Here is a 13,104-nt window from a genome sequence, read left to right as displayed (position 1 = left end):
GGGAATCGTCCAGAAGCTGACCGAGAGCCGCGTGGCCCTCGTCGCCACGATCGTCGGGGTCCTCCTCGCGGTCTCCACGGTGACCTATGGCTACACCTCGCTCTCCACCGAGGTCACGCTCGCCGTCGACGGCAAGGAGCGCACCGTCAGCACGTTCGGCGACACCGTCCAGGACGTCCTCGACGCCGAAGGCATCGAGCTCGCCTCCCGTGACGTGGTGCAGCCCAGCGTCGACGAGGAGATCGAGAGCGGCGACCGCATCTCCGTCCGGTACAGCCGGCCGATTGAGCTGACCGTCGACGGCACGACCTCCACCCACTGGGTGACCGCCACCGACGTCGAGGGCGCACTCGCCCAGATCGGCGTCGTGTACGCCGACAGCCGGCTCTCGACCAGCCGTGGCGCGGACATCGACCGCGGCGGCGCCGAGATCGAGGTCATCACCCCGAAGAAGCTCGTCCTCGAGCTCGCCGGCAAGAAGGCCGTCACCCGCACCGTCCCCGCGCTGACCGTCGAGGACGCCCTCGCCGAGGTCGGCGTCGAGCTCGACGAGTTCGACAAGGTCCGGCCCGCCCGTACCGCCAAGGTCGAGGACGGCGACCGCATCGTCTTCACCGACATCGCGCAGCGCAAGCGCCGCGTCGAGGACGAGGTCGTGCCCGCTCCGGTCAAGGAGGTCGAGGACGACTCGATGTACGAGGGCGAGCGCAAGGTCGTCACCGAGGGCGTCGACGGCGTCCGCGACGTGACCTACCGCGTCATCGTCCGCAACGGCGACGTCGTCAAGCGGATCGTGCTGACCCAGGACGTCACCAGGGCGCCGCGCGCCGAGGTCGTCCACGTCGGCACCAAGTCCGTCGCCGCCAACTTCGCCGGTGGCAACACCGTCTGGGACCGCCTCGCGCAGTGCGAGTCGGGCGGCAACTGGGCGATCAACACCGGCAACGGCTACTACGGCGGCCTGCAGTTCAACGTCGGCACGTGGCGTGCCTACGGCGGCACCGGCTACCCGCACCAGGCCTCCCGGGAGACCCAGATCGCGATCGCGACGAAGGTCCGCGATGCGTCCGGCGGCTACGGCGCCTGGCCGGGCTGCGCTGCCTCGCTGGGCCTGCCCCGCTGAGCCACCCGCACCTCCCACCGACGGCGAGCGGACCCCTGGTCCGCTCGCCGTCGGCGTCCCCGCACGGGCGAGCGCGGGCTTCTGCGCCCGCGGGCCCTACGCTTGAGCCCATGACCGAGACCTCAGCGCCGCGCCTGCTCGGCCCGGCCGAGGTCCGCGAGCTCGCCGCGCGGCTGGACCTGCGCCCGACCAAGCAGCGCGGGCAGAACTTCGTGATCGACGCCAACACCGTGCGCCGGATCGTGCGCGAGTCCGGGGTCGTCGACGGCGAGGTCGTCGTCGAGGTCGGGCCCGGGCTCGGCTCATTGACTCTTGCTCTGCTCGAGGTCGGCGCCACGGTCACCGCGATCGAGGTCGACCCGCTGCTGGCGGCCGAGCTGCCCTCGACCATCGCCGCGTTCGCGCCCGCGCAGGCCGACCGGTTCCAGGTCGTGCTCGCGGACGCGCTGACGGTCGACGTCGTACCGGGTCCGGCGCCGCAGGCGCTCGTCGCCAACCTGCCCTACAACGTCTCGGTGCCGGTGCTGCTGCACCTCATGGCGCTCCTGCCGTCGCTCGAGCACGGGCTGGTCATGGTCCAGGCCGAGGTCGCCGACCGGCTGGCCGCCCCACCGGGGTCCAAGACCTACGGCGTGCCGTCCGCCAAGGCCGCGTGGTTCGCGGACGTCCGCCGTGCCGGCGCCATCGGACGCAACGTCTTCTGGCCCGCGCCCAATGTCGACTCCGGGCTGGTCGCGTGGACGCACCACGCGCCCCCGACCGACGAGGTCACCCGCGAGCAGGTGTTCGCGGTCATCGACGCCTCCTTCGCGCAGCGGCGCAAGGCCCTGCGCGGTGCCCTGCGCAACCTGGCCGGTGGGTCGGGACCGGCCGAGGCCGCGCTCCTCGCCGCCGGCATCGACCCGCTGACGCGGGGCGAGGCGCTCGGCATCGACGAGTTCGTCGCGCTGACCATCGCGCTCCAGGAGCACGCCGTGGTGCCGGGCGGCGCCGATGAGTGAGGCGATGGTCGAGCCGACCCACCGGGTGACCGTGCGCGCGCCCGCCAAGATCAACCTCCACCTCGGCGTCGGCGGCCCACGCGCCGACGGCTTCCACCCGCTGGCGACGATCTACCAGGCCGTCGGCCTGTACGACGACGTGACGGTCGCCGACGCGCCCGACTGGTCGGTCGGGCTGACCGCCCCCATCGACGGGGTCCCGCTCGACGACGACAACATCGCGATCAGGGCCGGTCGCGCGCTCGTCGCCCACCACGGCCTCGACCTGGCGGCGCGGATCACGATCGCCAAGGGCATCCCGGTGATGGGCGGCATGGCCGGCGGGTCGGCCGACGCCGCAGCGACCCTGCTCGCGCTCGACCGCCTGTGGGACCTGCAGACCAGCGACGAGGACCTGTTGCGGATCGCCGGCGAGCTCGGCAGCGACGTGCCCTTCGCCCTGCTCGGCGGCACCGCGCTCGGGACCGGGCGCGGCGAGGTGGTGACGCCGATCCCCGACCGGAGCTCGGTGTGGTGGGTCGTCGTCCTCTCCGACGAGGGCCTGTCGACGCCGGCCGTCTACCGGCACTTCGACGTGCTCGCGCCCGACGCCGTTGCGGACCCCCCGGTGCCCCAGGCGCTCGTCGACGCGCTCGCCGAGGGCTACACCGACGAGGTCGGTGCCCTGCTCCACAACGACCTGTGGCCCGCGGCGCGCGACCTGCGCCCCGACCTCGTCGACGTCGAGGCCCAGCTGAGGATCCTCGGACCCGACGGCGTCCTGCTGTCCGGCTCGGGCCCGACCCTGTTGATGTTGTACGAGGACGTCGAGGAGGCGCGGAGCGCAGTGGCGGACCTGACCGAGCGCGGCTTCCGGTGCACGATCGCGCCGGGCCCGGTCGCCGGAGCCCACGTGGTGACCTATGCCTGATCCCGGCCAAGGCCGGAGCCTGCTCAACCTGGAGCGGGTCTCGAAGGCCTACGGCGTCCGTCCCCTGCTCTCCGACGTCTCCCTCGGCGTCGCCGCCGGCGAGCGGATCGGCATCGTCGGACGCAACGGCGACGGCAAGACGACCCTGCTGCGGATCATGACCGGAGCCGAGGAGCCGGACGAGGGCCGGGTCTCGCGCCAGCGCGGGCTCCTCGTCGGCGTACTCGCCCAGCACGACGACTTCGATGACTCCCACACCGTGCGCGAGGTGGTGCTGCAGGGCAAGGCCGACCACGAGTGGGCCGCCGACGCCCGCCTGCGCGAGATCGTCGACGTCCTGCTCGCCGGTGTCGACCTCGACCGCGCGGTCGCGGGCCTGTCCGGTGGGGAGCGCCGGCGATGTTCCCTGGCGGGCCTGCTGCTGGGGGAGCACGACCTGGTGATCCTCGACGAGCCGACCAACCACCTCGACGTCGAGGCGGTCGCGTGGCTCGCCGCCCACCTCGCCGCCCGTCCGTCCGCCCTCGTCGTGGTCACCCACGACCGCTGGTTCCTCGACGCGGTCTGCCAGCAGACCTGGGAGGTCCACGACGGCGTCGTCGACAGCTACGAGGGCGGGTACGCCGCCTTCGTGCTCGCCAAGGCCGAGCGCCAGCGCCAGGCCGCGGCCTCGGAGGTACGCCGGCAGAACCTCGTCCGCAAGGAGCTCGCCTGGCTGCGCCGCGGCGCACCCGCCCGGACCTCGAAGCCGAAGTTCCGCATCGACGCCGCCAACGCACTGATCGAGGACGTCCCGCCGCCGCGCGACCGGCTCGAGCTCCAGCGCTTCGCCGCGCAGCGGCTCGGCAAGGACGTGATCGACGTCGAGGACGTCGACTTCTCGCGTGGCACCCGCCAGCTGCTGAGCCACGCGACCTGGCGCCTCGGGCCCGGCGACCGCGTCGGTCTGGTCGGCGTCAACGGCGCCGGCAAGACCTCGGTCCTGTCCCTGCTCGCCGGCGAGGCCGCTCCCCAGGTCGGGCGGGTCAAGCACGGCCGCACCGTCGCCCTGCAGCACCTCTCGCAGGCCGTCGAGTTCGACGACCCGGAGGCCCGCGTCCTCGCCACCGTGGAGGGAATCCGCCGGGTCACCCGTACGGCGGACGGCGAGATCTCCGCGACGTCGATGCTCGAGCGCTTCGGGTTCACCGGCGACAAGCTCACCGCGCGGGTCGGCGACCTCTCCGGCGGCGAGCGACGCCGGTTCCAGCTGCTGCGACTGCTGCTCACCGAGCCGAACGTGCTGCTCCTCGACGAGCCCACCAACGACCTCGACATCGAGACCCTCAACGTGCTCGAGGACTTCCTCGACGGCTGGCCGGGCACCCTCGTCGTGGTCTCGCACGACCGCTACTTCCTCGAGCGCGTCACCGACTCGGTCTGGGCGCTGCTCGGCGACGGCCAGATCTCGATGCTGCCGCGCGGCGTGGACGAGTACCTCGAGCGCCGGGCCCAGGCCATGCACCTCGAGGTCGCCCCGCCGCCCGCGGCACCTGCTGGTCCCGTCATTGATCGGGTAGCCGGCGAGGAACCAGCCGGCGGATCGAGATCGACGGCCAAGCCCGGCTCCGCCGAGGAGCGGGCCGCGAAGAAGACGGTCGCCCGCCTCGACAAGGTGCTCGCCCGGCTCGCCGAGCGCGAGGCGGAGCTCACCGCGGAGCTGGCGGCCCACGCGTCCGACCCCGGGAAGCTCACGGAGATCTCCCAGGCGCTCGGGGAGCTGCACGAGGAGAAGGAAGCCGCCGAGCTCGAGTGGCTGGAAGCCGCGGAGCTGCTGGAGTAGCCCGAGCGCGCGACCGTCAGTCCGCGAACGGCACGAGCAGGCGCCGCAACAGGTCGGCGAGCTCGGTCTGGTCCTTCTCGGACAGCCCGGTGAGCAGGTCCCGCTCGGCGTCGAGGAGCGCCGCGAAGGCGCCGTCGACGGCCTCCTTGCCCTCGGGGGTGAGGCGCACCAGCACGCCGCGCCGGTCCGAGGGGTCGGGGTGGCGCTCGACCAGGCCGCGGGTGGCCAGCCGGTCGACCCGGTTGGTCATGGTCCCGCTCGTCACCAGCGTCTCGCGCAGCAGCCGCCCGGGGGAGAGCTCGTAGGGCCGCCCTGCCCGCCGCAGCGCGGCGAGCACGTCGAACTCCCACGACTCGATGTCGTGCGCCGTGAACGCCTGGCGCCGCGCGCGGTCGACGTGGTGCGCGAGGCGCGAGATCCGGCTGAACACGGCGACCGGACCGAGGTCGAGGTCGTCACGCTCGCGCGCCCACGCCTCCACCAGGTCGTCCACCTCGTCCCGCATGGCAGCACCCTATCCGATGCGTCGAGAATCTTGATGTCAAGATACTGAGGGCATAGGGTCGGGCCGTGGACCAGCGCACCACCGCCCTCGACCGGATCACCCTGACCAGCCTCGTGTGGGGCGAGGTCGACGACACGGCACGCCCGCTCGCCGTCCTCCTGCACGGCTTCCCCGACACCGCCCACACCTGGCGCCACCTCGGCCCGGAGCTCGCCGCGACGGGCTACCGCGTCGTCGCGCCGTTCACCCGCGGCTACGCCCCGAGCGGGATCCCGGCGGACGGCAGCTACCACGTGCCGGCGCTGATGGACGACGCCCTCGCCCTCCACCGCGCGTACGACGGCGACGACCGCGCGCTGCTCGTCGGGCACGACTGGGGCGCGATCACGGCCAACGGCATCGCGGCGTCCGATGCCAACCCGTTCGCCGACGTCGTCTCGCTCGCGGTCCCGCCGTTCTCCGCGATGAACCCGCGCAGCGACGACCTGACCCGCTGGCTGCGGATCCTGCCGCGGCAGGCTGGCATGAGCTGGTACACCCTCTTCAACCAGCTGCCCGGCCTCCCCGAGCGCACCTTCGAGCGGCTCGTCGCCCACCTGTGGCGGCGCTGGTCGCCCGGCTTCGACGCCACCGAGGACCTCGCCCACCTCGCGGCCGCGCTGCCCGACGACGCCCACCGCTCCGCGGCGATCGGCTACTACCGCGCCCAGCCGCGCACCTGGCGGCTGCCGGCGCGCTACCAGCCGCTGGCCCGCGACTGGACCGGCGCGCCAAAGGTGCCGCTGCTCTTCCTGCAGGGCGCCGACGACGGCTGCCTCGACGCGCGCTGGGCAGCCCGGATCGGGGACCGGCTGCCCGCCGGCAGCCGGGTCGCCGTCGTGGAGGACGCGGGGCACTTCCTCCAGCTCGAGCGGCCCGACGTGGTCAACGCCCGGATCCTCGAGTACCTCCACGAGCGAGCGGCGGCCCGCTCGTGACCAGCACCTGGGACCCGGGTCGCTATCTCGCGTTCGCCGGCGAACGTGGACGCCCCTTCGTCGACCTGGTCGCGCGCATCGACGCCACCGACCCGCGGGTCGTCGTCGATCTCGGCTGTGGTCCTGGCAACCTCACCTCCCTCCTGGCCGATCGCTGGCCTGCTGCCGCGGTCACCGGTGTCGACTCCAGTGCCGACATGGTGCGCGCCGCCTCCGACAGTCCGGCCGCGGAGCGCGTGGTCTTCCACAGGCAGGACCTGCGGGACTGGCTGCGCGAGGCCGAGCCGGGCCAGGTCGACGTCCTGGTCTCGAACGCGACCCTCCAGTGGCTGCCCGAGCACCTCGACCTCCTGCCCGCCCTGGCCGAGGCCGTCGCACCCGGTGGCTGGCTCGCCTTCCAGGTGCCCGGCAACCACCTCGCTCCCAGCCACACCCTCCTCGCGGAGCTGGCCGCCGAGCCGCCGTACGACGTCCACACGGCCGGCGCCGCCCGGGTCGGCGCACACGACGCCGTGACCTACCTTCGCGCGCTCCAGGCGCTGGGCTGCGAGGTCGATGCGTGGGAGACGACCTACCTCCATGTGCTGCACGGGGAGGACCCGGTCTTCACCTGGGTCTCCGGCACCGGCGCCCGGCCGATCCTGCACGCCCTGCCCGAGGACCTCCGCGGTCGCTTCGAGGAGGAGTACAAGGCGCGGCTCCGGGCGGCGTACCCGGACGACGGCCACGGCGTGGTGCTGCCCTTCCGGCGGATCTTCGTCGTCGCGCGCGTGCCGTAGAACACCTTGCCCGGCTTTGTTACTCGCGAGTAATCTCGACCCATGACTCAGGTGCACAACCTCTGGAAGACGACCACCGGCCTCCCCGTCGTCGGCGGCACGATCGGCAAGCGCGTCTTCTCGATCGCCTTCGCGCAGAAGGCGCCCTACTTCGCGACCATCCACCCCCGGGTGACCGAGATGGGGCCCAACCACTGCGAGGTCGTGATCCCCAAGCGGCGCAGCGTGCAGAACCACATCGGCACGGTCCACGCGATCGCCATGTGCAACGGCCTCGAGATGGCGATGGGCGGCCTCGCCGAGTCGACGATCCCCAGCAGCAAGCGGTGGATCCCCAAGGGCATGAGCATCTCCTACACGGCCAAGGCGACCGGTGACGTCACCTGCATCGCCGAGACCGACCAAGAGCAGTGGGACACCGCCGAGGGCGACCTGCCCGTGCGGGTCCGCGGCGAGCTCGCCGACGGCACCGTCGTCATCGAGGGCACGATCACGCTCTGGGTGACCTCGAAGAAGAAGTAGGCGACTCGGCCGGGGCCGCGCCGGTCAGACAGGCCCGCCCCGGTCGTTGTCGATCCCTGCCGCGACGGAGACGACGTCGATCTTCTTCTCGCCGACGAAGCGCCTCTGGATCCAGGTCGCGAGCAGGGTCAGCAGCAGGTTGAGCCCGACATAGAGAACCGCCAGCACGATGGCCGTCGGCACCTGGTTGTGGAACTCCTTGTAGATCGACTGGCCGACCCTGGTCAGGCCGGGCGCGGCGACGGCGTAGCCGAGGCTGGTGTCCTTCAGGGCGACGACCATCTGGCTGATGATGGCCGGAAGCATGACCTTCACGGCCTGCGGCAACAGGATGATGGTCATGACCTGGGTCTTGCGCATGCCGATCGCGTACGCCGCCTCCGCCTGCCCCTTCGGCACGGCGTTGACGCCGGCGCGGACCACCTCCGCGAGCACGGCGCCGTTGTAGCAGGTGAGTGCGATGACCACCGTGAAGAACCCCGAGCGCTGGTCGATCCACAGGAAGCTGCCCTGTACCGAGATGAACCACATGTAGAAGACGAAGAACATCATCAGCAGCACGGGCATGGCGCGGAAGAACTCGACGACGACCCATGCCGGCCAGCGGATGAAGGCGTGGTCGGACATCTTGGCGACGCCGAACAGGAAGCCGAAGACGACGGCGCCGATGATCGCGAACACCGCCATGGTCACCGTGTCGACCAAGCCGTCGAGGATGAGGGCGCTGAGGTAGTCCGGCGTCACGAAGGGCTCCCAGAGCCCGTACTCGAACTGGCCGTCGTTGTTGAGCTTCACGACCGCGTAGACGACGGCGGCGATGATGCCCGCCGATGCGATCGCGGTGTACATCCGGTGCCGCATCCGGGTGGCGGGACCGGGGGCGTCGAAGAGGACACTCGCGGCCATCAGGCGATCCTCCAGCGTCGTTCGAAGGTCAGCGAGATCATCGACACGATCTCGACCAGCACGATGTAGCCGATGGCGAAGGCGAGGAAGATCCCGATCCGCTGGCTGCTGTAGTCGTTGGTCAGGCCGCGCATGGTCGCGGTGGCCTCGGCGAGGAAGAAGATCGCGGCGACCGAGGTGTTCTTGAGCATCGCGATGAGTGCACTCGCGACGGGTGGCACGGACGCGCGGATCGCCTGGGGGAGCACGACCTGGGTCATCACGCCGCTGAACGGCAGGCCGATGGCCCGCGCGGCCTCGGCCTGGCCCATCGGCACCGCGTTGACCCCGGAGCGCAGGCCCTCGCAGACGAAGCACGCGGTGTACAGGCTCAGCGCGACGAACGCCGTGGCGAACGCCGAGGTGAAGTCGTAGCTGCCGATGTGCACCTGCACCCACCTGAAGTTGATGCCGATGATCGGCGCCGCGAAGTGGAAGAAGATGAAGATCAGGACCAGCGGGGTGTTGCGCACGACCGACACGTAGACCGCGGCCAGCGAACGCAGCACGGCGATCGGGCCCACGCGCATCGCGACGAGCAGGGTGCCCAGAACCAGGGAAGCAACGGCGCACACGAGGAACAGGGCCAGCGTGTATCCGAATCCCTTGAAGAACTCGTCGAGGTTGTCGAGCACTGCGCTCAACGGGATCCCCTCTCCGTCCGGGGAGCTGGGGCCCGTCCTGCGACGGGCCCCAGCTCCGGAGTCATGCGTGGGTCACTTGCAGGGCTGCAGCGTGGGCGGCTCGGGCGTCTCGACGCCCGATGGCCCGAGCGTCAGCTCGAACGCCTCGGCCCACGACCCGTCCTCGAACGCCGCCTTGAGGACACCGTCGATCCACTCACACATCTCGGGGTGGTCCTTGCCGTAGCCGACGCCGATGTTCTCGGTGGAGAACTGGTCGCCGACGACCTTGAGCTGACCCTCGTTCTGGGCGGCGAGCCCGGCGAGGATCGTGCCGTCGGTCGACATGGCCTCGTAGGTGCCGTCGAGGACCTTCTCCGCGCACTCGGAGTACGAGTCGGCGCCGACGCCCTTGGCGCCCTTGGCCTTGACGTTCTCGAGCGAGGTCGATCCGGTGACGGAGCAGACCTCCTTGCCCTTGAGGTCGTCGATGCCGGTGACGTCGCTGTCCTCCTTCACCAGGACCTGCTGGCCGGTGACCATGTAGGGGCCTGCCTGGCCGACGACCTTCTGCCGATCGTCGGTGATCGAGTACGACGCCAGGACGATGTCGACCTTGCCCGACTCCAGGTAGGGCTCGCGGTTGTCGGAGATCGTCTCCTCCCAGTTGACCTTGTCGCTGGCAGGGTCGATGCAGAGGTCGGCGATCAGCAGCTTGGCGATCTCGATGTCGAAGCCCTTCGGCACGTCGTCCGTCGCGCCCTGGAAGCCGACGCCCGGCTGGTCGGTCTTGTGGCCGACGTTGATCGTGCCGGCCTTGGCCAGCTCGGCCATCCGCGATCCCTCGTCGAACTTCTTGTCGCAGTCGCTCTTCGCGTCGACGTCACGTCCCTCGTCGTCGCTCCCCGCATCGCCGCACGCTGCCAACCCGGCAGCGATCGCGATGCCCGCAGTGGTGGCCGCAAAGGCCTTCCTCAGTCGCATCCTTCTTTGTCCTCTCCTTGCCGAGATCTGGTTCGAACGGGTCAGTGCTTGAGGATCTTGCCGAGGAAGTCCTTGGCGCGATCGCTCTGCGGATTCGTGAAGAAGCTCTCCGGGTCGGCCGACTCGACGATGCGTCCGTCGGCCATGAACACCACCCGGTTGGCGGCGGTGCGGGCAAAACCCATCTCGTGGGTGACCACGATCATCGTCATGCCGCGCTCGGCGAGGTCGACCATGACCTCGAGGACCTCCTTGATCATCTCGGGGTCCAGCGCCGAGGTCGGCTCGTCGAAGAGCATCACCTTCGGCTCCATCGCGAGCGCCCGGGCGATCGCGACGCGCTGCTGCTGCCCACCGGAGAGCTGGGCGGGGTACTTCGCCGCCTGGTGCCCGACGCCGACCCGGTCGAGCAGCTCCTTCGCGCGCGCCTCGGCCTCGGCCTTCGGCGTCTTGCGCACCTTGATCGGGCCGAGCGTGACGTTCTCGAGGATCGTCTTGTGGGCGAACAGGTTGAAGCTCTGGAACACCATGCCCACGTCGGCGCGGTGCGCGGCGAGGGCCTTGCCCTCCTGGGGGAGCGGCTTGCCGTCGACCTTGATGTCGCCCTGGTCGACGGTCTCGAGCCGGTTGATCGTGCGGCAGAGCGTGGACTTGCCGGAGCCGGACGGGCCGATGACGACCACGACCTCGCCCTTGGTCACGGTGAGCTCGATGTCCTGGAGGACATGCAGCTCGCCGTACCACTTCTGGACGCCGTGCAGCTCCACGAGCGGCTCGCCGGAGCGAGCCTTGCCGAGATCAACCGCTGCGTCATCGGAGACGGTCATGCGTTCGGACGCTAGCGGGTGATCCGTCCCACCGGCTAGTGCGACAGGCGGAAGAGATCATTTCGTGACGAGCGCTGATCGCATCCGATGGTCCGGCCGGAGCCGGTCGGCGTCAGAAGACCGCCGGCACCACGCTGAGTGCCAGCCCGAGCGCGATCGCCCCCACCGCCAGGGGTACGGCGAGCCGGCCGGCCCGCGACGGCACCGGCTCGTCGGCGGCGGTGATGCCCATGTCGCGGCGCCACTCGGCCTCCTCCTGCTCCCACACGCCGGTCGGCGTCACCGCGCGCAGCCCGCCGCCGATGGCGAGGAGCAGCAGCGTGAAGGTGCCGCCGGCGACCGTGAGCACAGTCAGGATCGCGCGCACGCCGCGGGTGTCGGTGCCGAACATCAGCCCGGCGCCCAGCAGGACCGCGACCGCGAGGGCGACGATGCTCAGGATGCTGCCGATGACCTGGTTGTGGCGGGCGACGAAGCCGGGGGGAGCGGTGTCAGCCATGCGCCGAGACTATGACACCGGCGCCGTGATCGAGATTCGGGCGGCGGCCCCCTGCCGCCGTACCCTTTTCCTGCCATGACCAGCACCGCAGCCCCCACCGAGCAGAGGACCTACGAGGTCCGCACCTACGGGTGCCAGATGAACGTGCACGACTCCGAGCGCCTCTCCGGCCTGCTCGAGGACGCCGGGTACCTCGCCGCCGCCGAGGGTGAGCAGGCCGACGTGGTCGTGTTCAACACCTGCGCGGTGCGGGAGAACGCCGACAACCGGCTCTACGGCAACCTCGGCCACCTCGCGCCCGTGAAGGCCAGCCGGCCCGGGATGCAGATCGCCGTCGGCGGCTGCATGGCGCAGAAGGACCGCGACACCGTGGTGAGGAAGGCGCCGTGGGTCGATGTCGTCTTCGGCACCCACAACATCGGCTCCCTGCCCGCGCTGCTCGACCGGGCGCGCGTCCAGCAGGAGGCGCAGGTCGAGATCCTCGAGTCGCTCGACGTGTTCCCCTCGACGCTGCCGACCAAGCGGGAGTCCGCGTACGCCGCCTGGGTGTCGGTCAGCGTCGGCTGCAACAACACCTGCACCTTCTGCATCGTCCCCAGCCTGCGTGGCAAGGAGAAGGACCGCCGGCCCGGCGAGATCCTCGCCGAGATCGAGGCGCTCGTCGCCGAGGGCGTCTCCGAGATCACCCTGCTCGGGCAGAACGTCAACGCCTACGGCGTCGAGTTCGGTGACCGGCAGGCCTTCTCGAAGCTGCTGCGGGCCTGCGGCGAGATCGAGGGCCTGGAGCGGGTCCGCTTCACCAGCCCGCACCCCGCGGAGTTCACCGACGACGTCATCGAGGCGATGGCCGAGACGCCCAACGTCATGCCCAGCCTGCACATGCCGCTGCAGTCCGGCTCGTCGAAGGTGCTCAAGGACATGCGCCGGTCCTACCGGCAGGAGAAGTTCCTCGGGATCATCGAGCGGGTCCGCGCCGCCATGCCCGACGCCGCGATCACCACCGACATCATCGTCGGCTTCCCCGGTGAGACCGAGGCGGACTTCCAGGAGACGCTGAAGGTGGTGCGCGAGTCGCGCTTCGCCGGCGCCTTCACCTTCCAGTACTCCAAGCGCCCCGGCACGCCCGCCGCCGAGCTCGACGACCAGGTCCCGCAGGCCGAGGTCACCGACCGCTACAACCGGCTGGTCGACCTGGTCAACGAGATCACCTGGGACGAGAACAAGCAGTTCGTCGGCCGCGAGCTCGAGCTCATGGTCGCCGAGGGCGAGGGCCGCAAGGACGCCGAGACGCACCGGCTCTCCGGGCGCGCGCCCGACAACCGCCTGGTCCACTTCGAGGCCGACTTCTCGCAGGTCGACGGCGAGCCGCGGCCCGGCGACATGGTCACCGTCGAGGTCACCTACGCCGCCCCGCACCACCTGGTCGCGGACGGGCCCGTGCGCGCGCTGCGGCGTACCCGCTCGGGCGACGCGTGGGAGCGCCGTACGACGGAGCCCCCGGCCGCCGGACCGGCCGTCGGCCTCGGGATGCCGTCGGTCGGCGTACCCGCCCCGCTGCCCGAGGCGCCCGCCTGCGGTTGAGCAGGT

At 71.0% G+C, this 13,104-nt stretch carries 14 protein-coding genes; 8 read left to right on the top strand and 6 right to left on the bottom strand.

Annotated features, from left to right (window positions below):
- Window positions 1-31 precede the first annotated feature (31 nt).
- The 4 genes from AC2YHB_RS02855 (at window position 32) to AC2YHB_RS02840 (ending at window position 4,856) form a co-directional block, all read left to right on the top strand.
- The gene (locus AC2YHB_RS02855) at window positions 32-1,123 is read left to right on the top strand and encodes a resuscitation-promoting factor (RefSeq protein ID WP_308645584.1); all 1,092 of its coding nucleotides are present in this window, start codon (window positions 32-34) and stop codon (window positions 1,121-1,123) included.
- A gap of 110 nt (window positions 1,124-1,233) precedes the next feature.
- Entirely contained in the window at window positions 1,234-2,124 is an 891-nt protein-coding gene (gene rsmA / locus AC2YHB_RS02850) for a 16S rRNA (adenine(1518)-N(6)/adenine(1519)-N(6))-dimethyltransferase RsmA (RefSeq protein ID WP_179649684.1), read from the top strand.
- 4 nt (window positions 2,125-2,128) lie between these two features.
- Window positions 2,129-3,034 carry a 4-(cytidine 5'-diphospho)-2-C-methyl-D-erythritol kinase gene (locus tag AC2YHB_RS02845; RefSeq protein WP_179649686.1) on the top strand — a complete coding sequence of 302 codons (906 nt, stop codon included), beginning with the start codon at window positions 2,129-2,131 and terminating at the stop codon, window positions 3,032-3,034.
- A complete protein-coding gene (locus AC2YHB_RS02840) occupies window positions 3,027-4,856 on the top strand; it encodes an ABC-F family ATP-binding cassette domain-containing protein (protein WP_179649688.1) in 1,830 nt (609 codons plus the stop codon). Before AC2YHB_RS02845 ends, AC2YHB_RS02840 begins: the two co-directional genes overlap by 8 nt.
- 16 nt (window positions 4,857-4,872) lie before the next feature.
- Here AC2YHB_RS02840 and AC2YHB_RS02835 read toward each other — a convergent pair whose 3' ends face one another.
- Window positions 4,873-5,361 (bottom strand): MarR family winged helix-turn-helix transcriptional regulator, encoded by a 489-nt coding sequence (locus AC2YHB_RS02835; protein WP_036547498.1) that lies wholly within the window; start codon window positions 5,359-5,361, stop codon window positions 4,873-4,875.
- A 65-nt stretch (window positions 5,362-5,426) separates the two neighbouring features.
- Here AC2YHB_RS02835 and AC2YHB_RS02830 point away from each other — a divergent pair, with 65 nt between their 5' ends.
- The 3 genes from AC2YHB_RS02830 to AC2YHB_RS02820 are packed head-to-tail and all read left to right on the top strand — an operon-like array spanning window position 5,427 to window position 7,639.
- Entirely contained in the window at window positions 5,427-6,338 is a 912-nt protein-coding gene (locus AC2YHB_RS02830; protein WP_179649690.1) for an alpha/beta fold hydrolase, read from the top strand.
- Window positions 6,335-7,117, top strand: coding sequence for a methyltransferase domain-containing protein (locus tag AC2YHB_RS02825; protein ID WP_179649692.1), 783 nt, complete (start codon window positions 6,335-6,337; stop codon window positions 7,115-7,117). The genes AC2YHB_RS02830 and AC2YHB_RS02825 overlap by 4 nt, the downstream gene beginning before the upstream one ends.
- A gap of 42 nt (window positions 7,118-7,159) precedes the next feature.
- On the top strand, window positions 7,160-7,639 hold the full coding sequence (locus tag AC2YHB_RS02820; RefSeq protein ID WP_036547507.1) for a hotdog fold domain-containing protein: 480 nt from the start codon (window positions 7,160-7,162) through the stop codon (window positions 7,637-7,639).
- A 24-nt stretch (window positions 7,640-7,663) separates the two neighbouring features.
- Here AC2YHB_RS02820 and AC2YHB_RS02815 read toward each other — a convergent pair whose 3' ends face one another.
- From AC2YHB_RS02815 to AC2YHB_RS02795, 5 genes are all read right to left on the bottom strand, one after another.
- A complete protein-coding gene (locus tag AC2YHB_RS02815) occupies window positions 7,664-8,545 on the bottom strand; it encodes an amino acid ABC transporter permease (protein ID WP_179649694.1) in 882 nt (293 codons plus the stop codon).
- Window positions 8,545-9,219 carry an amino acid ABC transporter permease gene (locus tag AC2YHB_RS02810; protein ID WP_308645709.1) on the bottom strand — a complete coding sequence of 225 codons (675 nt, stop codon included), beginning with the start codon at window positions 9,217-9,219 and terminating at the stop codon, window positions 8,545-8,547. Before AC2YHB_RS02810 ends, AC2YHB_RS02815 begins: the two co-directional genes overlap by 1 nt.
- A gap of 81 nt (window positions 9,220-9,300) precedes the next feature.
- Window positions 9,301-10,191: a glutamate ABC transporter substrate-binding protein gene (locus AC2YHB_RS02805; RefSeq protein ID WP_179649698.1), complete on the bottom strand. Its 891-nt coding sequence runs from the start codon at window positions 10,189-10,191 to the stop codon at window positions 9,301-9,303.
- Between the two features lie 41 nt (window positions 10,192-10,232).
- A complete protein-coding gene (locus AC2YHB_RS02800) occupies window positions 10,233-11,018 on the bottom strand; it encodes an amino acid ABC transporter ATP-binding protein (protein ID WP_179649700.1) in 786 nt (261 codons plus the stop codon).
- Between the two features lie 112 nt (window positions 11,019-11,130).
- The gene (locus tag AC2YHB_RS02795; protein WP_036547521.1) at window positions 11,131-11,517 is read right to left on the bottom strand and encodes a hypothetical protein; all 387 of its coding nucleotides are present in this window, start codon (window positions 11,515-11,517) and stop codon (window positions 11,131-11,133) included.
- Window positions 11,518-11,592: 75 nt separating this feature from the next.
- On the opposite strand from AC2YHB_RS02795, the gene miaB reads away from it, so the two are divergent.
- Complete coding sequence (gene miaB, locus AC2YHB_RS02790) at window positions 11,593-13,098, top strand: tRNA (N6-isopentenyl adenosine(37)-C2)-methylthiotransferase MiaB (RefSeq protein ID WP_179649702.1); 1,506 nt, start codon at window positions 11,593-11,595, stop codon at window positions 13,096-13,098.
- Window positions 13,099-13,104: the final 6 nt, after the last annotated feature.

This window comes from Nocardioides sp. SRI_004, assembly GCF_057586415.1.
The sequence above is the reverse complement of the archived record's forward strand: the minus strand, read 5'-3'. Positions and strand labels throughout refer to the sequence as shown.